23 protein-coding genes are annotated in these 21,030 nt (G+C 60.7%); 12 read left to right on the top strand and 11 right to left on the bottom strand.

Annotated elements, in window-relative coordinates; translation table 11 throughout:
* Nucleotides 1–77: 77 nt before the first annotated feature.
* From scpB to AC07V0_RS16085, 4 genes are read right to left on the bottom strand one after another with little or no spacing between them, the layout of a single operon-like run.
* Complete coding sequence (scpB, locus tag AC07V0_RS16100) at nucleotides 78–1,064, bottom strand: SMC-Scp complex subunit ScpB (RefSeq protein ID WP_028939967.1); 987 nt, start codon at nucleotides 1,062–1,064, stop codon at nucleotides 78–80.
* Nucleotides 1,065–1,075: 11 nt separating this feature from the next.
* Entirely contained in the window at nucleotides 1,076–1,900 is an 825-nt protein-coding gene (locus AC07V0_RS16095) for a segregation and condensation protein A (RefSeq protein WP_007938531.1), read from the bottom strand.
* Nucleotides 1,901–2,530: an L-threonylcarbamoyladenylate synthase gene (locus AC07V0_RS16090; RefSeq protein WP_007938530.1), complete on the bottom strand. Its 630-nt coding sequence runs from the start codon at nucleotides 2,528–2,530 to the stop codon at nucleotides 1,901–1,903. It lies immediately after the preceding gene.
* Nucleotides 2,531–2,543: 13 nt separating this feature from the next.
* Complete coding sequence (locus AC07V0_RS16085) at nucleotides 2,544–3,407, bottom strand: PHP domain-containing protein (protein WP_018929935.1); 864 nt, start codon at nucleotides 3,405–3,407, stop codon at nucleotides 2,544–2,546.
* An 87-nt stretch (nucleotides 3,408–3,494) separates the two neighbouring features.
* Here AC07V0_RS16085 and AC07V0_RS16080 point away from each other — a divergent pair, with 87 nt between their 5' ends.
* The 6 genes from AC07V0_RS16080 (at nucleotide 3,495) to AC07V0_RS16055 (ending at nucleotide 7,959) form a co-directional block, all read left to right on the top strand.
* Complete coding sequence (locus AC07V0_RS16080; RefSeq protein ID WP_064619571.1) at nucleotides 3,495–4,091, top strand: septation protein A; 597 nt, start codon at nucleotides 3,495–3,497, stop codon at nucleotides 4,089–4,091.
* Nucleotide 4,092: 1 nt separating this feature from the next.
* Nucleotides 4,093–4,392: a YciI family protein gene (locus AC07V0_RS16075; RefSeq protein WP_019579534.1), complete on the top strand. Its 300-nt coding sequence runs from the start codon at nucleotides 4,093–4,095 to the stop codon at nucleotides 4,390–4,392.
* A 110-nt stretch (nucleotides 4,393–4,502) separates the two neighbouring features.
* Nucleotides 4,503–4,916 carry a translation initiation factor 2 gene (locus tag AC07V0_RS16070; RefSeq protein ID WP_086946373.1) on the top strand — a complete coding sequence of 138 codons (414 nt, stop codon included), beginning with the start codon at nucleotides 4,503–4,505 and terminating at the stop codon, nucleotides 4,914–4,916.
* 7 nt (nucleotides 4,917–4,923) lie between these two features.
* Nucleotides 4,924–5,601 (top strand): response regulator transcription factor, encoded by a 678-nt coding sequence (locus tag AC07V0_RS16065; protein WP_086946374.1) that lies wholly within the window; start codon nucleotides 4,924–4,926, stop codon nucleotides 5,599–5,601.
* A 328-nt stretch (nucleotides 5,602–5,929) separates the two neighbouring features.
* Nucleotides 5,930–6,379 carry a hypothetical protein gene (locus tag AC07V0_RS16060; RefSeq protein ID WP_064619577.1) on the top strand — a complete coding sequence of 150 codons (450 nt, stop codon included), beginning with the start codon at nucleotides 5,930–5,932 and terminating at the stop codon, nucleotides 6,377–6,379.
* Between the two features lie 239 nt (nucleotides 6,380–6,618).
* On the top strand, nucleotides 6,619–7,959 hold the full coding sequence (locus AC07V0_RS16055; protein WP_018929930.1) for a sensor histidine kinase: 1,341 nt from the start codon (nucleotides 6,619–6,621) through the stop codon (nucleotides 7,957–7,959).
* An 82-nt stretch (nucleotides 7,960–8,041) separates the two neighbouring features.
* Here the strand turns inward: AC07V0_RS16055 and AC07V0_RS16050 are convergent, their stop codons facing one another.
* Nucleotides 8,042–8,608, bottom strand: coding sequence for an NAD(P)H nitroreductase (locus AC07V0_RS16050; RefSeq protein WP_086946375.1), 567 nt, complete (start codon nucleotides 8,606–8,608; stop codon nucleotides 8,042–8,044).
* Between the two features lie 122 nt (nucleotides 8,609–8,730).
* On the opposite strand from AC07V0_RS16050, the gene AC07V0_RS16045 reads away from it, so the two are divergent.
* On the top strand, nucleotides 8,731–10,185 hold the full coding sequence (locus tag AC07V0_RS16045) for a TrkH family potassium uptake protein (RefSeq protein WP_018929928.1): 1,455 nt from the start codon (nucleotides 8,731–8,733) through the stop codon (nucleotides 10,183–10,185).
* On the opposite strand, the gene AC07V0_RS16040 is transcribed toward AC07V0_RS16045, so the two are convergent.
* Nucleotides 10,142–11,203, bottom strand: a complete 1,062-nt coding sequence (locus AC07V0_RS16040) for an AraC family transcriptional regulator (RefSeq protein ID WP_207238835.1) — start codon at nucleotides 11,201–11,203, stop codon at nucleotides 10,142–10,144. The genes AC07V0_RS16045 and AC07V0_RS16040 overlap by 44 nt on opposite strands.
* Before the next feature lie 156 nt (nucleotides 11,204–11,359).
* Between AC07V0_RS16040 and AC07V0_RS16035 the strand changes: the two genes are divergently transcribed.
* Both AC07V0_RS16035 and AC07V0_RS16030 read left to right on the top strand, forming a co-directional pair.
* On the top strand, nucleotides 11,360–11,671 hold the full coding sequence (locus AC07V0_RS16035; RefSeq protein ID WP_086946376.1) for an Mpo1-like protein: 312 nt from the start codon (nucleotides 11,360–11,362) through the stop codon (nucleotides 11,669–11,671).
* A gap of 101 nt (nucleotides 11,672–11,772) precedes the next feature.
* Complete coding sequence (locus tag AC07V0_RS16030; protein ID WP_086946377.1) at nucleotides 11,773–12,363, top strand: HD domain-containing protein; 591 nt, start codon at nucleotides 11,773–11,775, stop codon at nucleotides 12,361–12,363.
* Nucleotides 12,364–12,382: 19 nt separating this feature from the next.
* On the opposite strand, the gene AC07V0_RS16025 is transcribed toward AC07V0_RS16030, so the two are convergent.
* A complete protein-coding gene (locus tag AC07V0_RS16025) occupies nucleotides 12,383–13,198 on the bottom strand; it encodes a UDP-2,3-diacylglucosamine diphosphatase (RefSeq protein WP_018929924.1) in 816 nt (271 codons plus the stop codon).
* Nucleotides 13,199–13,347: 149 nt separating this feature from the next.
* On the opposite strand from AC07V0_RS16025, the gene AC07V0_RS16020 reads away from it, so the two are divergent.
* Both AC07V0_RS16020 and AC07V0_RS16015 read left to right on the top strand, forming a co-directional pair.
* The gene (locus tag AC07V0_RS16020) at nucleotides 13,348–14,106 is read left to right on the top strand and encodes a helix-turn-helix transcriptional regulator (protein WP_495019692.1); all 759 of its coding nucleotides are present in this window, start codon (nucleotides 13,348–13,350) and stop codon (nucleotides 14,104–14,106) included.
* Nucleotides 14,107–14,227: 121 nt separating this feature from the next.
* Entirely contained in the window at nucleotides 14,228–15,121 is an 894-nt protein-coding gene (locus AC07V0_RS16015) for a DMT family transporter (protein WP_064619586.1), read from the top strand.
* On the opposite strand, the gene AC07V0_RS16010 is transcribed toward AC07V0_RS16015, so the two are convergent.
* The 4 genes from AC07V0_RS16010 to recQ all read right to left on the bottom strand — a co-directional run bounded on the left by AC07V0_RS16010 (nucleotide 15,115) and on the right by recQ (nucleotide 20,155).
* Nucleotides 15,115–15,402, bottom strand: coding sequence for an Rdx family protein (locus AC07V0_RS16010; RefSeq protein ID WP_007895010.1), 288 nt, complete (start codon nucleotides 15,400–15,402; stop codon nucleotides 15,115–15,117). The two genes, AC07V0_RS16015 and AC07V0_RS16010, sit on opposite strands and share 7 nt — an antisense overlap.
* A gap of 141 nt (nucleotides 15,403–15,543) precedes the next feature.
* On the bottom strand, nucleotides 15,544–17,346 hold the full coding sequence (locus AC07V0_RS16005; protein WP_086946378.1) for a motility hub landmark protein FimV: 1,803 nt from the start codon (nucleotides 17,344–17,346) through the stop codon (nucleotides 15,544–15,546).
* Nucleotides 17,347–17,474: 128 nt separating this feature from the next.
* The gene (locus AC07V0_RS16000) at nucleotides 17,475–17,909 is read right to left on the bottom strand and encodes a MarR family transcriptional regulator (protein ID WP_018929920.1); all 435 of its coding nucleotides are present in this window, start codon (nucleotides 17,907–17,909) and stop codon (nucleotides 17,475–17,477) included.
* Between the two features lie 119 nt (nucleotides 17,910–18,028).
* A complete protein-coding gene (recQ, locus tag AC07V0_RS15995; protein ID WP_086946379.1) occupies nucleotides 18,029–20,155 on the bottom strand; it encodes a DNA helicase RecQ in 2,127 nt (708 codons plus the stop codon).
* Nucleotides 20,156–20,439: 284 nt separating this feature from the next.
* Between recQ and AC07V0_RS15990 the strand changes: the two genes are divergently transcribed.
* Nucleotides 20,440–21,027: a UPF0149 family protein gene (locus AC07V0_RS15990; RefSeq protein WP_007938492.1), complete on the top strand. Its 588-nt coding sequence runs from the start codon at nucleotides 20,440–20,442 to the stop codon at nucleotides 21,025–21,027.
* The last annotated feature ends 3 nt before the right edge of the window (nucleotides 21,028–21,030 follow it).

The raw sequence follows: 21,030 nt of genomic DNA, 5'->3' as shown, positions 1-21,030 counted from the left end.
CATCAGAGACTAGCTGATCGACCGTCGGTTATTGGTTTTTCCGCCGGCCGGTGGTGGCTGCGATCTTCTGACGGAGTTCAATCCTCGAACTGGCGGCGTTCGGCCTCGATCGCTTCGGCCAGGGCCCGGGCTTCGGCTTCTTCGTCGCTCAGTTCAGGTTCGGGCTTGGGTTGTTCAAGCGCGGCAACCGCGGCCAGCAGTTTCTCGCGAGCCTCGGCAACGCCAAGAATGTCATCCTCAGGCTCTGGTTCCTGCTCTTCTTCGTCAGCAACTGACGCCTCAACCTGAAGCTCTACCTCGACTTCCGGCTCCGGCTGCTCCGATACCTCTTCAGTCTCGGTCAACTCGCCATCGCGCAACAAATCGTCGAAATCGGTCTTGAGCCCCTCCTCCATCGTGTCCAGCTCAAGCAATAGCGTGTGGAAGCTGGTTTCTTCCTTGGGCTCTTCCGGCTCGGCGCTGGCATCTGCCAATTCTTGCAACCCGGCCGGCACCGGTGCGTCGTCGAACTCGAGCATCGGCTCGGGTTCCAGCTCGCGCAGCTCGGCCAGCGGCGGCAGGTCGTCGAGGTTCTTCAGGTTGAAGTGATCGAGAAACGCCTTGGTGGTGGCGAACATTGCCGGTTTGCCGGGCACATCACGGTAACCGACGATGCGGATCCACTCTCGCTCCAGCAGGGTTTTGACGATGTGGCTGTTGACCGCCACGCCGCGCACGTCTTCGATCTCGCCCCGGGTGATCGGTTGGCGATAGGCAATCAGGGCCATGGTTTCGAGCATGGCGCGCGAGTAACGCTGCGGCCGTTCTTCCCACAGGCGCCCGACCCACGGCGCGAACTTTTCGCGGATCTGCAGGCGATACCCGGAGGCGACTTCCTTCAGTTCGAAGGCTCGGCCGTCGCAGGATTTGCCCAGAATCGTCAGCGCTTTCTTGAAAACCGCTGGTTCGGGCCGCTCGCCTTCTTCGAAGAGTTCGAACAGGCGCTCAAGCGATTGCGGTTTTCCCGAGGCCAACAGAAAGGCTTCAAGCAGTGGCGCCAGCTCGCGGGGTTCAGTCAGGTTCATGATTCAACTCGTTATTCGGCTCGGGCTCGCACATGTATCGCCGCGAACGGCTCATTCTGCACCAGCTCGACCAAGGATTCCTTGACCAGTTCGAGGATCGCCATAAAGGTCACCACTACCCCCAGACGTCCTTCTTCAGCGGTGAACAGCTCGACAAAGGGCACGAAACCGCCACCCTTGAGCCGCTCCAGTACATCGCTCATGCGTTCGCGGGTGGACAGTGCCTCGCGGCTGACCTGGTGGCTTTCGAACATGTCGCCCCGGCGCAAGACCTCGGCCATGGACATCAGCAACTCTTCCAGACTCACGTCCGGCAGCAGCTTGCGCGCCCGGGCTTCCGGCGCGTCGAGCTTGGGCACCACGACATCGCGGCCGACGCGGCTCAGGCCATCGATACCTTCGGCGGCGGCCTTGAAGCGTTCGTATTCCTGCAAGCGGCGGATCAGTTCGGCGCGAGGGTCGTCTTCCTCGTCTTCAATGGTTTCGGCTCGCGGCAGCAGCATCCGCGACTTGATCTCGGCGAGCATCGCGGCCATCACCAGGTACTCGGCGGCCAGTTCCAGGCGCACCGACTGCATCAACTCGACATAGCCCATGTACTGGCGGGTGATTTCCGCCACCGGGATGTCGAGAATATTGATGTTCTGTTTGCGGATCAGGTACAGGAGCAGGTCGAGCGGGCCTTCGAAGGCTTCCAGAAAGACCTCGAGCGCATCCGGCGGGATGTACAGGTCCAGCGGCATTTCCATGACCGCCTGGCCATAGACCATGGCGAAAGGCAGTTCTTGCTGGGCGCCGGCCTGGCTGTCGACGGGTTCTGGTTCTACTGCAGACATCTACGCCTCGGCCATGAATGGCGTTGGGTCGCCGCAACCGACACGGATGACTTCCGGCTCGCCGTCGGCGAGGTTGATCACGGTGGACGCCTTGATCCCGCCGAAACCGCCGTCGATGATCAGGTCCACCTGATGCTCCAGCAACTGGCGCATTTCGTAGGGATCGGTCAGCGGGTCAGTGTCGCCGGGCATGATCAGGGTCACACTCATCAGCGGTTCGCCGAGTTCTTCCAGCAGCGCCAACGCAATCGGATGGCTCGGCACGCGCAGGCCGATGGTGCGTTTTTTCGGGTGCAACAATAGCCGCGGAACTTCGCGGGTAGCGTTGAGAATGAAGGTGTAAGGCCCTGGCAAATGGGCCTTGAGCAAACGGAAGGTGCCAGTGTCGATCTTGGCAAATAGCCCCAACTGCGACAGGTCGCTGCAGATCAGTGCGAAGTTGTGCTTCTCATCCAGCTGACGCAACCGACGCACACGCTCCACGGCGGTCTTGTCACCGATCTGGCAACCAATGGCGTAGGAAGAGTCTGTGGGATAAATCACCACCCCGCCGTTGCGGATGATCTCGACAGCCTGTTTGATCAGGCGCGCTTGCGGGTTTTCCGGATGAATCTGGAAAAATTGACTCACATTCTCTACCTGTTCAGACGGCGGCAATAATTGGGTCATGTTTGAATCGACACCACAGTGGTGGCAGATCCTCCGGGAGCGGGCGGTATTCACCGATCTCGGACCAGCCTCCAGGGCCATGAAAATCACTGCCGGCACTGACCAGCAGACCAAACTCACGGGCAAGAATCGCCAGGCTGCCCACTTGCTCGGCGGGCTGATGGCCATTGACCACTTCAATCGCGTGGCCCCCGGCTTGAATATAGTCAGAAATCAGGCGGCGACGCTTGCTACGAGTGAAATCGTAGTGCCAGGGGTGCGCCAGGCTGACCCAGGCACCCGCGGCGCGCAGGGTCTCGACGGTGTCTTCGAGGGTCGGCCAGTGCAGCTTGACGTCTCCCAGCTTGCCGGCGCCCAGCCATTTGCGGAAGGCTTCGGCGCGATCCTTGACGAAACCTTCGCGCACCATCCAGTCGGCGAAGTGCGGACGGGCCGGCGCGTTGCCGCTGTCGCCCAGTTCCTGCTGAATGGCGCGGGCGCCGTCAAGCGCCCCCGGCATGCCTTTCAACGCCAACTTGCGGCTTATTTCTTCGGACCGTAGCCAGCGGCCATCGTGCAATTTGGCGATGGCCTCGACCAATGGCGCGGCATTGACGTCGAAACCATAGCCCAGCACATGAATGGTCGCCCCGCCCCAGGTGCAGGACAATTCGACGCCGTTGACCAGTTGCATCCCCAGTGCCGTCGCGGCGCTACGGGCCTCGTCGAGGCCTTCAAGGGTGTCGTGATCAGTCAAGGCCAGGACTCGCACGCCTTTCTCGAACGCACGCGCAACCAGTGCCGCAGGCGCCAGGGCGCCATCGGAGGCCGTGCTATGGCAGTGCAAATCAACATTCACAGGACTATGTAACCTCAAATCAGCTGACGCTATCGCGCGTCAATATGTTTGTTATTATGCCGCCACATCCTGCTTCTGGCTGCCACTGTGAAACAATTCATCGACTTCATCCCGCTTCTGCTGTTTTTCATCGTCTTCAAAATCGACCCGCGGGTCGTCGACATTGGCGGTCATCAACTGTCTGTCGGTGGTATTTACAGCGCCACCGCGATGCTGATCATCAGCTCCCTGGTGGTCTACGGCACGCTGTACATCAAGCAGCGCAAGCTGGAGAAGAGCCAGTGGCTGACCCTCATTGCCTGCCTGGTCTTCGGCAGCCTGACCCTGGCGTTCCACAGCGAAACCTTCCTGAAATGGAAAGCCCCGGTGGTCAACTGGCTGTTCGCCCTCGCGTTCATCGGCAGCCATTTCGTCGGTGACCAACTGCTGATCAAACGCATCATGGGCCACGCGCTGACCCTGCCGGAGCCAATCTGGACCCGCCTGAACATCGCCTGGATCGGTTTTTTCCTGTTTTGCGGTGCCGCCAACCTGTTCGTCGCGTTCACGTTCCAGAGCTACTGGGTAGACTTCAAGGTCTTCGGCAGCCTGGGCATGACTTTGCTGTTCCTGGTCGGCCAGGGCATCTACCTGTCCCGCCACCTGCACGACGCCGACACCACAACGCCAAAAACCGAGGACTGACATGCTTTACGCAATCATTGCCACAGACGTTGCCAACTCCCTGGAAGCCCGACTGGCCGCACGGCCTGCGCACCTTGAGCGTCTGCAAGTGCTCAAGGGCGAAGGTCGTATCGTATTGGCCGGTCCACACCCGGCGGTCGACAGCAATGATCCGGGCGCAGCCGGTTTCACTGGCAGCCTGATCGTCGCCGAATTCGAGTCCCTGAGCGCCGCCAAGGCCTGGGCCGACGCCGATCCGTACGTTGCCGCAGGCGTCTACGCCAATGTTCTGGTCAAGCCGTTCAAGCAAGTCCTGCCGTAAAGTTCTCGCGTGCGGTGAATCTTATCGATTCATCGCACGTTCAATCGCTCATTATTCTCGTTTACCGGCCGACAACCTGCCCAATACTCGTATTGGAATCAGGAGTTGCGATGCGCAAAGGTCCGTTGTGTCTGATGTTGGTGACGTTGTCGATCATGGCGCCAGCCCATGGTGAAGAAAGCGCCAATGGCGGTAATTCGACGCCGCTGTCCTTGAGCGCCGGTAGCCAGATCACCGAGTTGCAGCAGCGCTTGAAAGAAAGCGAGCTGCAACGAGAAACACTGAGCAAACAATTGCAAACCACCGATGGCGAGCGCGAAAGCGCCCAGCTGAGCCGGTTGCGCCAGGAGAATCAGCGCCTGAAGCTGCAACTCAAGGAAACCCTGGCCAGCAGCCCGCTACCGCGCCTGCTGACCGATCAGCAGCAGTGGTTCGTTATTGGGGCGGCAGTAGCGCTATTGGCCCTGCTCTGCGGTATCTTCGCCAGTGGTGCCACCAGAAAACGTAGGCAATGGCTAAATTGAGTGAGTCATGAGCGAGCTGTTACTAATTGATGATGACCAGGAGCTGTGTGAGCTCCTGAGCAGTTGGCTGAGCCAGGAAGGCTTTCAGGTTCGCGCCTGCCACGATGGCCAGAGCGCCCGTCACGCGTTGGCCGAAACGTCTCCGGCGGCCGTGGTGCTGGACGTGATGCTGCCGGACGGCAGCGGCCTGGAACTGCTAAAGCAACTGCGCAGCGACCATCCGGATTTGCCGGTGCTGATGTTGTCGGCCCGTGGCGAACCGCTGGACCGCATCCTCGGCCTGGAACTGGGCGCCGACGATTACCTGGCCAAGCCGTGCGACCCACGGGAACTGACCGCCCGCCTGCGCGCGGTGTTGCGCCGCAGTCATCCGACGGCGGTCTCCAGCCAGCTCGAGCTGGGCGACCTGTGCTTCAGCCCGGTGCGCGGGGTGGTCAGCATCGATGAACAGGAATTCACCCTCACCGTTTCCGAAAGCCGACTGCTCGAAGCCCTGCTCAAGCAGCCCGGCGAACCGCTGGATAAACAGGAACTGGCGCAAATCGCCCTCGGTCGCAAACTGACCCTGTACGACCGCAGCCTGGACATGCACGTCAGCAACCTGCGCAAAAAAATCGGCCCACACCCCGACGGCCGCCCACGCATCGTGGCCCTGCGCAGTCGCGGTTACTACTACAGCCTCTGAACCTGACACGCCCCTTCGTAGCAGCTGTCGAGCCCCAGCGAGGCTGCGTTCGGCTGCGAAGCAGTCGTGATCCGCCTGATGCGGTGTATCTGAAAGAGCGTGCAAACAGATTTTACGACTGCTGCGCAGCCGAACGCAGCCTCGCAGGCTCGACAGCTGCTACGAAGGCCAGGTTTCGTCAGAGAAATATCGGCGAAGTGTTGGAATTGTCAGCAAAGCAGAAAACCGTCTTTACCCAAGCTTTACGCTCCGCTGACCGCCGTTGACCTTGATCTGCGTAATCTGCACACATCCGGAACGTACCGGGAACGAGACAAGGAGATACACCATGCGCAAGACTCTTATCGCTCTGATGTTTGCTGCCGCCCTGCCGACCGTTGCCATGGCCATGCCTGAAGGCACAGGCCCGATGGGTGATCACATGGACGGCTCACGCCACAGCGGTCAGATGCACGGCATGCACGGCAGAGGCCCTTACAGCCAACTGGACCTGAGCCGCGAACAGCGCGAGCAGATCCGCAAAATCATGGGCGAGCAGATGCACGAGCGTCAGCAACTGGTCGACAAGTACCTGGAAAAACTCTCGCCGGCCGACCAGAAAGCCCTGAAAGACGAGATGGAGGCCAAGCACAAGAAAGCCGAAGCCGACGTTCGCGCCCTGCTGAAACCGGATCAACAGAAGCAATTCGACGAGATCCAGAAGAAACAAGCTGAGCGTCGCGCCGAATGGGCCGAGTTCAAGGCCTGGAAAGCGCAGCAAGCGCAAAAGGCGCAATAATGCGTTAACCCCGGACCCAATGGCTAATCACCGTTGGGCCTGATGCCTCTCAGTTCGTTGTGGGAGCGAGCCTTTGTGGCGAGGGAGCTTGCTCCCGTTGGGGCGCGAAGCGGCCCCGGTATTTCAAAGTTAAACCGTATGTAACGGGTTTACGACTGCTTCGCAGCCGAACGGGGCGATGCGGCGTTCCGACAAGCCCCCTCGCCACACATTGATTTGAGCTTGTTCGAGGATTTTCTGTGCGCTCATTGTTCTGGCGTATCCTGGCCAGCTTCTGGCTGGCCATCGCTCTGGTTGCAGGGCTTTCCATTTTGCTGGGACACATGCTCAACCAGGACGCGTGGATTCTCAGTCGCCACCCGGGCCTCAACACCCTGGCCGAACAGTGGACGCAAACCTACGAAAGCCAAGGCGAGGAAGCCGCCCAGGACATCCTGGAGCAGCGCAAGCGCCAATATCACATCGACGTTCAGGTGCTCAACGAGGCAGGAGACCCGGTGGTACGCGGCACCTTCCCTCGGCGTGCAGCCGCCTTCGAAGCACGGCAGCAAAACGATGATCGGCGCCTGCCGTGGCGACGCCTGACCGATGAATACACCAGCGCCAAGACGGGCGACACCTACCTGCTGATCTATCGCATTCCCCACCCGGAACTGGACGCCTGGCACCGTGAGAGCCTGCTCTGGCCGTTGAGTGCGCTGGGTATCGCCCTGGTGGTACTGACCCTGTTCAGCCTGTTGGTGACCTTTTCCATCACCCGACCGCTGAGCCGTTTACGTGGCGCAGTGCATGAGTTGGGGCAGACGACGTATCAGCAAAACAGCCTGGCGCAACTGGCTAACCGCCGCGATGAATTCGGTGTGCTGGCCAACGACTTCAATCGCATGGGCGCGCGTCTGCAAAGCCTGATCGGCAGTCAGCGGCAATTGCTGCGCGATGTGTCCCACGAGTTGCGTTCGCCCTTGGCCCGACTGCGCATTGCGCTGGCACTGGCCGAGCGGGCCAATCCCCAGGAGCGGGAAAAACTCTGGCCGCGCCTGACCCGTGAATGTGATCGACTGGAAGCACTGATCAGCGAAATCCTGGTGTTGGCGCGGGTCGATGCCGACAACGCCAGTGCCGAAGAAGTGGATCTCAATGCACTGCTCAATACCCTGCAAAAGGATGCTCAGCTAAGTTCGCCGGAGCAGAACGTGCGCCTTGAGGCCGAGCCGCAACTGAACCTCAGGGGTTGGCCGACCATGATCGAGCGCGCCGTGGACAACCTGCTGCGCAATGCCCAACGCTTTAACCCGGTCGGGCAACCAATCGAAATGCAAGCGTCGCGTCAGGGCGACAGGATTGTGGTCAGCGTGCGCGATCACGGCCCCGGTGTAGAGGCTGATCATTTGAATCAGTTGGGGGAGCCGTTCTATCGGGCACCGGGGCAGACAACGGCCGGGCATGGCTTGGGGCTGGCTATCGCACGCCGTGCGGCGGAACGCCATGGCGGCAGTCTGGTGCTGGCCAATCATCCTGGAGGCGGGTTTATTGCCAGCCTGGAATTGCCGTTGGTGCCGGGGGCGGTGGTGCAGCCGTAAATCGGGGGTGATGCAAAAAGATCGCAGCCTCGTTTCACTCGACAGCTCCTACAAGTGCAACGAGACTGCGATCTTTTGATCTTCAGGCCTTACCGGACCAGGCGCTGACAAACTCGGCCAGATCAACCTTCTCCGCCACACGCGGTTCTTTCTGCGGCGTACCGAGATAAAGGAACGCAATCACCTCTTCCCCTTCGGCCAAACCCAACCCCTTGGCTACATGCGGCGAATAGGCCAGCTCACCGGTGCGCCATACCGCGCCAATGCCTTGCGCGTAAGCGGCCAGCAAAATCCCGTGAGCCGCGCAGCCTGCCGCCAACAATTGTTCGGATTTCGGGTATTTGACGTGATCCTGCAAACGCGCGATCACCACAACCACCAGCGGTGCACGCAGCGGGCCGTTACGGGCCTTGTCCAGCGCGGCTTCTGACACCTCGCTGTCTTGCAGTTTCGCCGCTTCGGCCAGCAACTCGCCCATTTGCTCGCGCGCCGCGCCTTCGACTGTCAGGAAGCGCCAAGGCTGCAAATGGCCGTGGTCTGGCGCACGCATCGCGGCGGCAAACAGCACTTCGCGTTGCTCGGCAGTGGGCGCCGGATCGAGCAGTCGTGGAACGGAAACACGGTTGAGCAAAGCGTCGAGAGCCTGCATCGGCCACCTCCTGAAAAAAATGTCTGCCTATTCTAGCGGTATCCGGCACAGGGCTGTCGGTTTACATGCCCTGCCCCGCAGGTAGAATGGCGCCCTTCCCTACTTCAGCCCGAGCGGACTTCATGGCGTTGCCGACCTTACGGATCATTGGTTTCATCATCGGCATCTTCCTGATCACGCTGGCCATTTCCATGGCCGTGCCCATGGCTACCCTGGTGATCTTCGAGCGCACCAGCGACCTGCCGTCATTCCTCTGGGCCAGCATGATTACCTTTGTCGCCGGCCTGGCCCTGGTGATTCCGGGGCGCCCCGAACACATCCATCTGCGCCCGCGAGACATGTACCTGCTGACCGTCAGCAGCTGGCTGGTGGTGTGCATCTTCGCCGCCCTGCCGTTCCTGCTGACCCAGAACATCAGCTACACCGACTCATTCTTCGAAAGCATGTCCGGCATCACCGCCACCGGCTCGACGGTGCTCACGGGCCTGGACACCATGTCCCCCGGCATCCTGATATGGCGCTCCTTGCTGCACTGGATCGGCGGGATCGGCTTTATCGGCATGGCGGTCGCGATTCTGCCATTGCTGCGCATCGGTGGCATGCGGCTGTTTCAGACCGAGTCGTCAGACCGTTCCGAAAAGGTCATGCCCCGTTCGCACATGGTGGCGCGCTTGATCGTTGCGACCTACGTCGGCATCACCATTTTCGGCAGCCTGGCGTTCTGGTGGGCCGGGATGAGCCCGTTCGATGCGATCAACCACGCGATGTCGGCGATTTCCACCGGCGGGTTTTCCACCTCCGACCAGTCTTTGGCCAAATGGCCGGAGCCTGCGGTGCATTGGGTCGCGATCGTCATCATGATTCTCGGCGCCTTGCCGTTCACCTTGTATGTCGCCACGTTACGCGGTAACCGTCGGGCGCTGATCAAGGATGAACAGGTGCAAGGCTTGCTCGGCATGTTGCTGGTGACCTGGCTGGTGCTCGGCACCTGGTACTGGTGGACCACCCAGTTGCACTGGCTGGACGCCTTGCGGCATGTGGCGCTGAACGTCACTTCGGTGGTGACGACGACAGGTTTTGCACTGGGGGACTACAGCCTCTGGGGCAACTTCTCGCTGATGCTGTTCTTTTACCTGGGGTTTGTTGGCGGCTGCTCGGGTTCGACCGCTGGCGGGATCAAGATTTTCCGCTTCCAGGTGGCCTACATTCTGCTCAAGGCCAACCTTAACCAGTTGATTCACCCACGCGCGGTGATCAAGCAGAAGTACAACGGCCACCGTCTCGACGAAGAAATCGTACGTTCGATCCTGACCTTTTCGTTCTTTTTCGCCATCACCATTTGCGTGATCGCTCTACTGCTGTCGCTGCTCGGCGTGGACTGGATGACCGCCCTTACCGGTGCGGCCAGCACGGTGTCCGGCGTCGGCCCGGGGTTGGGCGAAACCATTGGCCCGGCGGGTAACTTCGCCAGCCTGCCGGATGCCGCGAAGTGGATTCTCTCGTTCGGCATGCTGTTGGGTCGGCTGGAGATCATTACGGTGTTTGTTCTGTGTATCCCTGCGTTCTGGCGTCACTGACCGGCTTGAGCGCTTCCGTCAGCCGCGCCCGGTATTCGCCGGGGGTGGTGTCGAACCAGCGTCGGAAAGCGCGGAAGAAGTTGCTCGGATCGGCAAACCCCAGCAGGTAGGCAATTTCCAGCAGCGTCATGCTCGGTCGCGCCAGGTATTGCTCGGCCAGTTCACGCCGCGTGTCATCCAGCAACGTCTGAAAACTCGTGCCCTCTTCCTGCAAGCGTCGCTGCAAGGTGCGTTGCGACAGGTGCAGCGCCTGCGCTACCGCATCGCGCTTGGGTTCGCCCTGGGGCAGCAAGCGGCACAACACCTGCCGCGCATTGTGGGTCACGCGGCTCTCGGCAAACCGCGCCAGGTATTCACCGGCAAAGCGATCGTGCAGCAACGCCATGGCCTCGTTGGCGGTGGGCAACGGTGCCTCCAGGTCAGCGCGCTCGAAAATCAAGGCATCATAGGGCGCATTGAACATCATCGGCGCGTGGAAGGCTTGCTTATACGGTTCGAGGTCGGCGGGTTGATCGCCCTGCAGCAGCACTTTGCGCGGATGCAGCGCGCTCCCGGTCAGCCACCCGCAAAACGCCAGGGCACAGGCCATCGATGCTTCAGCGCTTTGTCGGGTCGGCGGCAAGTGGTCGCCATGCACCGTCAGAATCAGTGCATAACCCTCGTCCAGTATGCGAAAACTCAGATCGGCACTTTCGGCGATGATTCGCTGATAACGCACCAGACGTTGAAAGCCTTCGGCCAGGGTTCGACTGGACATCAAGGCATAACCGGCAACGTGCAGGGACGCCGGTCGCACCACCTTGCCCATGTTCAGGCCGATCGCCGGGTTGCCGGACAACTCGACCGCGCGCTGCCAGAGCCGCGTCATGGAATCTTGCGGGAAGCGCGCATCCGGATCATCCAGTGCCGCATAGTCGAGCCCTAGCTGCTTGAACAAAACCCGGCAATCCAGGCCGTCCATTTCCAGTGCTTTGACAATCCCCATCGCCCAGCTTGCAGAAGTCGTTCGTTCGCTCATGGCGTTTACTACGTGATGGCCGCATGCCACGACCCAATGCCCAAGGATACTAAAGTGGCGCCTATTGTCACTGGCTGATGCCTATGATCACTCTAGACTTAAATAGGCTACCCGCAGCGCAACTTGTTGCCTGCACACACCACAGAGATCGCAGTCGTGGAAAACATCAAACGTTTCAACAGCTTCGCTGCGTTTTACCCGTATTACCTCAGCGAACACCGCAATAGCACTTGTCGACGACTGCACTTTGTCGGCACCACGCTGGTTATTGTCATTCTGGCGCTGACCATCGCCAAAGGCGCATGGTGGCTGTTGCTGGCCCTGCCGCTGGCCGGTTACAGCTTCGCCTGGGTCGGGCATTTCTTCTTCGAGAAGAATCGTCCTGCAACCTTTCAGCATCCTCTTTACAGCCTGCTCGGCGATTTCGTCATGTACCGCGACATGATTGTAGGTCGCGTGCCGTTCTAGGCTCCTTTGGCCACAAAAGCGTCCTGTGCAGCCAGTGCAGCGCTCTGGATCCAAGCCCTACACTCCAAACATCCCTTTCGATAAGAACAAGAGGATAGCCGATGAATGCCCGCGCCCGTTTTACCCACATGCAGGACGGCACGCAGGAAGACTGGGCGATCATCGCCACAGACTTCAGCGCCTATGCCCGGCAATTGCCTACAAGGATCGTGGCGCATTTGAAGTTACTGGAAGGTGATTTCGGCGGATTCCCGGTGGATCGCCTGACCCACTCGCTGCAAACCGCCAGCCGCGCCTGGCGCGATGGCCGCGACGAAGAGTACGTGGTCTGCGCTTTGCTCCATGACATCGGCGATACACTGGGGTCCTACAACCACCCGGACATCGCCGCGGCGATTCTCAAGCCGTTCGTCAGTGCCGAGAACCTGTGGATGGTGGAGAAACACGGGATTTTCCAGGGCTATTACTTCTTCCATCACCTGGGCATGGACCGGCATTTGCGCGAGCAATTCAGCGCTCATCCGCAGTATCAGGCGACCATCGAATTTTGCGCCCGGTACGACGCGGCGGCGTTTGACCCGGCATACGACACGCTGCCGCTGAGCTTTTTCGAACCGATGATGGAGCGGTTGTTTGCGCAGCCGAAGCATTCGATCTACAAGGCGGCGATGGAAGAACAAGCGCCGGCCTGAAGATCTTTTGACTTTGCTTTTAAGCCGGCTCTGCGACTTTAATTGCCTTCAATTCCGCCTCCCGCGCTTGGGCATCGGCCAACCGGTACAACTCGATCGAGCCGTCCCAATGCTCGATCAGCGCCGTGCACGATTCCACCCAATCCCCGCAATTGAGGTAGTCCACCTCGCCAACCTTGCGAATTTCGGCATGGTGAATGTGCCCACACACCACGCCATGCAACTCGCGTTTGACGCATTCGTGGGCAATGGCTTCCTCAAAATCGCTGATGAAACTGACGGCGGTCTTGACCTTGTGCTTGAGGTACGCCGACAACGACCAATAGCCGTAGCCATAACGGGCCCGCCAATGGTTGAGCCAGCGGTTGAGGGTCAGGGTAAATTCGTAGGCCGAGTCGCCGAGGAACGCCAGCCAGCGGTGATAGCGAGTAATCACGTCGAACTGATCGCCATGAATCACCAGCAGATGACGACCATCGGCGGTCACGTGCACGGCTTCGTCCACCAGCTGGATATTGCCCAGCATCAGTTTCGAATAACGGCGCAGGAATTCGTCATGGTTGCCGGTGACGTAGATCACTTCCGTGCCGCGCTTGCTCATGGTCAACAGGCGACGAATCACATTGGTGTGCGCCTGGGGCCAATACATGCCGCTGCGCAGCTTCCAGCCGTCGATGATGTCACCGACCAGGTAAATCCTGTCGGCATGGTAGCCCTTGAGAAACTGAGACAGGTGTTCGGCCTGGCAGTCCCGTGTGCCCAAATGCACGTCGGAAATCCATAAGGTCCGCACACGTTGCTTACGGCTGGGTTTGGCGAGCTCGGCGCTGGTCATGGGCAACCCTCTGGACAAGTTTTGGCAAGCTTGCGCCGGTCGGGTTAATTGCCCATGACAATCGCAAGTCAGTCCTGTGACAACGCGCGAACGCAGGGCCTCGGTGTAGACTGGCGGCTTCACTCATCAATATCGCCACGAGACCTGCGATGAGACCGATCCTCACCCTGCGCCAATACACCCACGACCTGATCGTCCACAGCCACGACCACGCGCAACTGGTATTCGGGCTGTCGGGTGCACTGGATTTCGAGGTCGAGGGGCTTGGCAGTCAGGTGGTTCAGCAGAGTTTCGTGGTGGTGCCGTCCGGGGCGCATCATGCCTGCGACAGTGCCCATGGCAGCCGTTGCCTGGTGCTGGATGTGCCGAGCGATCAGTGGGTGTCTCAGTCGCTGGGGGACCACGCCAAGGCCAGCCGCCGCTTGCTCGACAATGCCGGGCGCCTGTCGCTGGACGCCGGGCAAAGCCAATTGGTGAGCTGGCTGGCGGGCAGCCCGATCAGCGATCCGCTGATCGCCCAACAAGGCGCGGTGTTGCTGCTGGCCAGCCTCAACAACGCCAAGCCCGACACGGTCGGCGGTCGGCGTCTACCGTATGCGGCGCTCAATGCTCACATCGATCAATACGCGGCCTATCCACTGCAAGTCGCCGACCTGGCGCGTATTGCCGGCCTGTCCAGCGCTCGCTTGCACGCGCGGTTCGTGGCGGAATGCGGGCAAACGCCGATGGACTACATCCGCAGTCGCCGGCTGCACATCGCCGTGCGCTTGTTACGCGATTCGGCGCTACCCATTGGCGAGATCGCGTGTCGGGTCGGCTACAGCTCCCAGAGCGCATTCGCCGCAGCAGTGCTGCGTGAATTCGGCGCCTCACCCGGTAAATTGCGCCGCGAGGCTGGCGACAAATAACGCGAGTCTGGCGACAGACACCCGCAAGCACATCGTTCATTGTGTAGGAGTTGCCGAAGGCTGCTCCTACACAGGTCGACGGTGTCGTCGGCCAGATTCGATACGTTATTCAAGGACTGCAATGACTCCCCGTACCGCCCTTGGCGCTCTGCATATCGGTGCACTGATGTTCGGCCTGACCGGCGTGTTCGGCAAACTTGCCGCCGCCTCACCGGCGATCATCGTGTTCGGTCGTGCCGCGTTTGCCGTCCTCGCCCTGGCGTTTTTCGCCCGGTTCGCCAGTAATACCCGTTGGCAAACACTCGACGCCGTGGACTGGCGCCGCCTGTTGCTCAGCGGCTTGCTGCTGACCGGGCACTGGGTGAGTTTCTTCATTGCGGTGAAGGTGGCCGGGGTGGCGATCGCGACCCTGGGCTTTGCCAGTTTCCCGGCGTTTACCGTGATCCTCGAAGGGCTGATTTTCCGCGAGCGCATCCGCGCCAATGAAATCTTGCTGGTGGTGCTGGTCAGCATCGGTTTGGTACTGGTCACACCGGACTTCGATCTGGCCAGCGGCGCCACCACCGGCCTGTTGTGGGCAGTGGCCTCCGGCCTGCTGTTCTCCCTGCTGTCCCTGACCAACCGCGCCAGCTCCGGGCGAATCCCGCCGGTGCAGGCGGCGCTGTGTCAGAACGTAGTGGTTGCGATCTGCCTGCTGCCGGTGGCGATGCCGCAGTTGAGCGAAGTACGCGCCATCGACTGGCTGTGGATTGGCCTGCTCGGGGTGTTCTGCACCGGCGTCGCTCACAGCCTGTTCGTCGCCAGCCTGGCAGTGATCAAGGCCCGGACCGCGTCAGTGGTGTTTGCCCTGGAGCCGGTTTACGGCATCACCCTGGCCTGGTTGTTGTTCGATGAAAACCCGACGCTGCGCATGCTGATCGGCGGCGCGTTGATCATCGTGGCCATCGTGGTTTCCAGCCGGTTGTCCGGCGGTTCAAGCCACAAGACCGTTGCCGCGCAAGCGCCGTCTCACTGAGTGCGGTCGTTGTGGCCCAGGTCGCGGTCCGGATCGATCTGATCGCGGACCCGCTGCTTGAGCACCTTGGCCTCGGGGAAACCGCCGTCGGCCTTGCGTTCCCAGAGCTGCACATCGTCGCAGAAAATGTGGAACACCCCGCCGGTGCCGGGCACCAGGGATACTTTGCCCAGGTCGTCGCCGAAGGTGCTGAGCAGTTCCTGGGCCAGCCAGGCGGCGCGCAACAGCCATTGGCATTGCGTGCAGTAGGTGATGACGATTTCCGGTTTACGTGCGGTCATGATTGGCAAAACTCCTCTGCCTGAGGGAGCCGCCTCCCCTGTAGGAGCGAGGCTTGCCCGCGAAGAACGATAATGCGGTCATTCTGATAAGCCGCGCCGTCCCTTTCGCGGGCAAACCTCGCTCCTACACGGGGAGGGGTGTTATCGAATACCCGCCAACAGCGTTCGGGCCGTCTCCTTCAGTGGCTCGTCGCCTTCCTTGAGCAACTCGTTCAGCAGCTCGATGGCGCTGTCCAGGTCGCCGTCGTCAATGCAGGTCTGGGCCTGTTCGAGTTTGCCGGCGCTGCTCGGCTCGACCGGTTCAAGATCCATCAACTCAGCATTCAGCGGTTCAAGCTCCAGCGGCTGGCCGGGATCGCTGAATTCGTTGAGAAAGGTCTCGTCCAGAGATTGCGAGTCAGGTTCGGCGACCCATTCAAGCTCGGGCTCATCCAGCGTCGGCTCGTCGGGTATTTCGAAGACATCGGGCAACACATGCAGATTCGAAGTGAACCCGGGCTCGTCTGCCGGTGATGGCTCATTCGATGGTTTGGCGCTGGGCGGTGAGTTGTCGAAGGGGCTGATCAGGTCCCAGTTCGCATCCATCGACAGGTCGTCGAGGTTCAGCTGAAACTCATCGCTCGGTGCCGCTGGGATTGCAGGCGTGGACGGAGCCACTGCCACCGCGGTGGTCACCGGCACGGCATCGATCAGTTTCGGATGGCGGTTGCGGATGTCCTGAAGTTGCTGTGTGTCAAACCCGGCGTCACGCAGGCTACTTTCCTGCGCGTCATACGCTTGCACGTCACCCTGGTTACCAAGAACCTCCAGCAGCTGCACGGCCAGGTCGGTGCGCTGGGGTTCCTTGACCAACGCCTCTCGCAACAGTCCGGCTGCCTCGGACAATCGGCCATAGGCGAGGTAGATACTAACCCCCTCCAGCACGTCGCCTGCGACAGTCTCATCCGCCGAGCCGGCCACCGATCGCGCCTGGGCGGCTGGCCTGGCCGGTTCTGCCGTGCGGCTGAGCACCGGTTCATGACGCGACGGCTGCACGGGTAGCAGCTCGGGTAAGGCCTGAACCTGCTGTCGTTGACGGCGAATGAACACTGCGAGCGACACCAGGGCCACCAACAACAGCAACCCGATGATCAGCGGCCAATGGGATGCTTCGGACGTCTCGACAACCACCGGAACCGGCGCCGGCACCTCGGGTGCGGCAGGCGCCGCCGACGCCTGTTTGACTTCCGTCAGTTGGGTTTGCAGCTCAGACACCTGTTTTTTCTGAACGGCGATCTGCTCGTCCTGCGCCTGCAGCTTCGCATTGAGTTCATCGATGGTCTTTTGCAGCTGCTGGTTTTGCAGCACGCTGGTGGCCAGTTGTTCGGCAACAGGATCACTCGCCGGCGTAGCGGCTGATTTATCGACATCAGGCTTGGGTGCCGAACTATTCACCGCAGGTGGCGGTGCAACAGCCGGTTCAACAGACGGGAACGCGGAATCCTGAGGGCTCGGCGCGGGGTCGTCGTTGACGGGAACAATCCCAGGTGAACCCGGCGGATCGATCAGCACGGTGTACTCGCGCAGCAAACGCCCATTGGGCTGATTGAGCTGCACCAGAAAATTCAGAAAGGGTTCCTTGACCGGCTTACTGGACGTCACCCGGATCAGGTTGCGGTTGCCCCGCAGGATCGGCGTGAACTTCAGGTTATTGAGGAAGAACACCCGCTCGACACCGGCGCGGCTGAATTCTTCCGCCGTCGCCAGGCTGACCGACAGCTCGCCCTCCTCCAGCCCCCCAACGTCCACCAGGGCGATATCGGCGCTGAATGGCTGATTCAACGCCGAATGCTGGGTGATCTCACCCAAGCCTAGCGCGGGGGCCAATGCCGAGTAAGTGACGGCACCACCGACCAGCAGCAGCCGGGTGCAACACCGCAATACAACGTGCCAACTCTCGAGCATGAGCATCCCTTAGATAACCAGAACCAACCTGTATGCATTCGCACATCCGGTACGAACACGATATTGCCTAGTAGTTCTTTATAGTCTGCCCAACGGGGTATCTCAAAAGTCCGACGCGTGGTTGTGCCTCAAGATTTTTCCAGGTTGCCCAGGATGTGCGCGTGGACACGCATGCAGACCTTCAAATCCGCCTCATCAACGCCTTCGAACAATTCGTGGCGCAGTTGCGTGGCAATGGTTTCAATTTGTTCGATCAAGGGGCGGGCCGGGGCACAGAGGACGATTTTTTTCGCCCGACGGTCTTCCAGCACCGATTGGCGTTGCACCAGGCCCTGACTTTCCAGGCTATCGAGCAGTCGAGCCAGGGTAGGCCCTTCGACGCCGACGCTTTGCGCCAGTTCACGCTGGGTGGGAGCATCATCGAAACGCGCCAGGTGCAGCAGCACCAGCCAGCGCGCCTGGGACAGGCCCAGGCCAGCCAGTCGGCGGTCCAGTTCGGCACGCCAGCCCCGAGACATCTGGGCCAGTTGCATGCCAAAGCGGTGTTGATCGGTTAACGGCATAAAACACTCATGGTTAGACTGAAATAGAGAAAAACTAATTATTAGTCAGCTAAGCATGACCTTTGGCTATAGGCAAGGTTTGCTCTGTACTGAATCGTTACATCTGCGCGACAGGTCATTCAAATTTCGAATTCCGACTGCAGCGCCGCACGAACGCAATACAAAACGCCTTCCGGCACCCGTCCTGCGAACAACGCGGCGATCTCCGCCACCGGCGGCAACTCGCCTTCGCCGTCGAGGAAGGCGTCCTGAACTTCGCCCATCAACTCTTCAGGCAGGTCCAGCGCCTGTTCCAGTGACAGCTGCTGCTTGCCGATGGCCTCGGCGAGCATCGTGTAGACGTTCTTTTCCGAGCATTGCAGCTGACCGGCGATCTGCAGCGGTGTCATGCCGGCCCGGGCCAGCGTGATCAACTCGTGGCGCACATCGGCCACCACTTTCGGCGCCTCGACCTGACCGCCGAGCACTTCGAGGAAAGCCTCGCCGTAACGTTCCAGTTTGCGCGCGCCGACACCGCTGACCGTGGCCATTTCCGCCAGCGAGGTCGGCTGGCTGCGGAGCATTTCCAGCAACGTCGAATCGGGGAAGATGACATACGGCGGCACGCCATGTTCTTCGGCCAGTTTGCGGCGCAAGGCACGCAGGGCTTCCCACTGTTCGCGCTCCTCGAAGCGGACCAGTTGGCTCGCCTGGCTCTTACTGCTTTTGGCGGTGGTTTGCGGCTTGAGGTCGCGGCGCAGTTCCAGGGTCACTTCGCCCTTGAGCAGCGGCCGGCAGGTATCGCTCAGGCGCAGCCCGCCGTAGCCTTCGAGGTCGATGTCCGCCAGACCGCGAGCAACAAGTTGTCGGAACAAGGAGCGCCATTCACTTTCGCCCAGCGCTTTGCCTACGCCGTATACCGACAAATGCTGATGACCGAAACTGCGGACCTTTTCGTTGTCCTTGCCCAGCAACACGTCCACCAGATGGCCGACGCCATAACGCTGACCGGTGCGGTAGATCGCCGACAACGCCTGGCGGGCCGGCTCGGTGGCGTCCCAGGTCTGCACGCCGTCGACACAGTTGTCGCAGTGGCCGCAGGGCTCGGGCATGTCTTCGTCGAAGTACGCCAGCAGGGTCTGGCGGCGGCAGCGGGTTTCCTCACAGAGCGAGAGCATGGCGTCGAGTTTGTGCTGCTCCAGACGCTTGTGGCGTTCGTCGCCTTCGGAGTTTTGCAGCATCTGCTTGAGCATCACCACGTCTTGCAGGCCGTACGCCATCCAGGCATCCGCCGGCAGACCGTCACGACCGCCGCGACCGGTTTCCTGGTAATACGCCTCAAGGGACTTCGGCAAGTCGAGGTGAGCCACAAAACGCACGTTGGGCTTGTCGATGCCCATGCCGAACGCCACGGTGGCGACCATGATCAGGCCTTCCTCGTTGAGGAAGCGTTTTTGGTGATGCGCCCGGGTTTCGTTGGCCAGACCGGCGTGGTACGGCAGCGCCGGGAAGCCTTGCTCACTGAGGAACACCGCCACTTCGTCGACCTTTTTGCGCGACAGGCAGTAGACGATACCGGCATCGCTGCGCCGCTCGGCGAGGAACGTCAGCAACTGCTTGCGCGGCTGCTCCTTGGGCACGATGCGATAGAAAATATTCGGGCGGTCGAAACTCGACAGGAAACGCTCGGCATCCTGCAAATGCAGACGATCGACGATTTCTTCCCGGGTGCGCTTGTCGGCGGTGGCGGTCAGGGCGATGCGCGGGACGTTGGGGAACAATTCCGCCAACTGGCCCAGTTGCAGGTATTCGCGACGGAAGTCGTGGCCCCATTGGGACACGCAGTGCGCTTCGTCGATGGCGAACAGGGCGATTTCGAGGCTTTGCAGGAAGGCCAGCATCCGTGGCTGCACCAGGCGTTCGGGCGCCAGGTAGAGCATTTTCACCTCGCCGCGCTTGATCCGTGCAGCAAGATCACGCTGCTGCTCGGCGCTCAGGGTGGAGTTCAACGACGCCGCGGCGACGCCCAGCTCTTCGAGGGTGGCGACCTGATCGTCCATCAGCGCGATCAGCGGCGACACCACCACCGCCAGGCCTTCGCGCAGCAGCGCCGGCACCTGGAAGCACAAGGACTTGCCGCCCCCGGTAGGCATCAGCACCAGGGCGTCGCCGCCACTGGCCACGCGCTCAATGATTGCACCCTGACGGCCACGGAAACTGTCGTAGCCGAAGATGTCCTTGAGGACGCGTTGAGCCTGTTCGAGCATAAAAACTCCAAAAATCACCGAAACATCCCTGCAAGGCTGGTTCAGAACCACGAAAGCTGCACAAACAAATCGTAAGTGCGCATTGCATGACGCAGCATATTTCAGCCGTGACGCCAGCAGGGCATCACAAAACGCGCGAGTATACCCGAGCCCTCCCTTGCAAAGGGCGCCGCTGATAAGACGCACACAAGCCAACCGCGGGAGCAAATATGCCGCGCGGCTGGCCTGAGCGCTCAAGAAGGCCTAGAATTCCCGCATCGTATATTCCCCAAGGTAGCCCTTTAATGTCCTTCGCTGAGCAACTAACCCGCCTGCAAGTCTTCCTCGACGCCGACGAGCTGCATGACGAGGCGCTGGACTACGTGGCCGCCCACGGCTACCTCACTGCGCTGTCGATCTGCTCCGAAAGCGTTCCCGACCGTGAGTGGATCGACGCGCTGTTCGCCGAAGAGCCGCATTACGCCGACGACACCGAGCGTGAAGCGATCGAATCCACCCTGGTGCTGCTCAAGGCTCACATCGCCCGCCAACTGGCGTCCGACGAAGAGTTCGAGCTGCCATGCGACCTCGACCTGGGCGATGACCCGGACGATTCCGACCTGCGTGGCTGGTGCATCGGTTTCATGGAAGGCGTGTTCCTGCGCGAAGCCGCCTGGTTCGAAACTGCCGAAGACGAAGTCAGTGAAATGCTGCTGCCGATCATGGTCGGTTCGGGTCTGTTCGACGAACAGCCTGAGTTCTCCGACATCGCGGCCGACGCCAACCTGATGGACGACATGATCGTGCAAATCCCGGAAGCCCTGACCGCGCTGTACTTGCTGTGCAACGCGCCAGACGAAAAACCGGCGATCCTCAAGCCACGTCACCACTAAGGT

It is taken from the genome of Pseudomonas sp. GW821-FHT01E10, from assembly GCF_059422365.1.
Note: the sequence above shows the minus strand (reverse complement) of the source record. Positions and strands in the feature narration are given on the sequence as shown.

Coding starts and splice junctions, on each gene's coding strand:
- AC07V0_RS16020 (WP_495019692.1), top strand. CDS start 13,348: ATGAGACCGATCCTCACCCTGCGCCAATACACCCACGACCTGATCGTC.
- AC07V0_RS16065 (WP_086946374.1), top strand. CDS start 4,924: ATGAGCGAGCTGTTACTAATTGATGATGACCAGGAGCTGTGTGAGCTC.
- AC07V0_RS16060 (WP_064619577.1), top strand. CDS start 5,930: ATGCGCAAGACTCTTATCGCTCTGATGTTTGCTGCCGCCCTGCCGACC.
- AC07V0_RS16005 (WP_086946378.1), bottom strand. CDS start 17,346: ATGCTCGAGAGTTGGCACGTTGTATTGCGGTGTTGCACCCGGCTGCTG.
- scpB (WP_028939967.1), bottom strand. CDS start 1,064: ATGAACCTGACTGAACCCCGCGAGCTGGCGCCACTGCTTGAAGCCTTT.
- AC07V0_RS16030 (WP_086946377.1), top strand. CDS start 11,773: ATGAATGCCCGCGCCCGTTTTACCCACATGCAGGACGGCACGCAGGAA.
- AC07V0_RS16010 (WP_007895010.1), bottom strand. CDS start 15,402: ATGACCGCACGTAAACCGGAAATCGTCATCACCTACTGCACGCAATGC.
- AC07V0_RS16095 (WP_007938531.1), bottom strand. CDS start 1,900: ATGTCTGCAGTAGAACCAGAACCCGTCGACAGCCAGGCCGGCGCCCAG.
- AC07V0_RS16000 (WP_018929920.1), bottom strand. CDS start 17,909: ATGCCGTTAACCGATCAACACCGCTTTGGCATGCAACTGGCCCAGATG.
- recQ (WP_086946379.1), bottom strand. CDS start 20,155: ATGCTCGAACAGGCTCAACGCGTCCTCAAGGACATCTTCGGCTACGAC.
- AC07V0_RS16050 (WP_086946375.1), bottom strand. CDS start 8,608: ATGCAGGCTCTCGACGCTTTGCTCAACCGTGTTTCCGTTCCACGACTG.
- AC07V0_RS15990 (WP_007938492.1), top strand. CDS start 20,440: ATGTCCTTCGCTGAGCAACTAACCCGCCTGCAAGTCTTCCTCGACGCC.
- AC07V0_RS16025 (WP_018929924.1), bottom strand. CDS start 13,198: ATGACCAGCGCCGAGCTCGCCAAACCCAGCCGTAAGCAACGTGTGCGG.
- AC07V0_RS16070 (WP_086946373.1), top strand. CDS start 4,503: ATGCGCAAAGGTCCGTTGTGTCTGATGTTGGTGACGTTGTCGATCATG.
- AC07V0_RS16045 (WP_018929928.1), top strand. CDS start 8,731: ATGGCGTTGCCGACCTTACGGATCATTGGTTTCATCATCGGCATCTTC.
- AC07V0_RS16015 (WP_064619586.1), top strand. CDS start 14,228: ATGACTCCCCGTACCGCCCTTGGCGCTCTGCATATCGGTGCACTGATG.
- AC07V0_RS16040 (WP_207238835.1), bottom strand. CDS start 11,203: ATGAGCGAACGAACGACTTCTGCAAGCTGGGCGATGGGGATTGTCAAA.
- AC07V0_RS16075 (WP_019579534.1), top strand. CDS start 4,093: ATGCTTTACGCAATCATTGCCACAGACGTTGCCAACTCCCTGGAAGCC.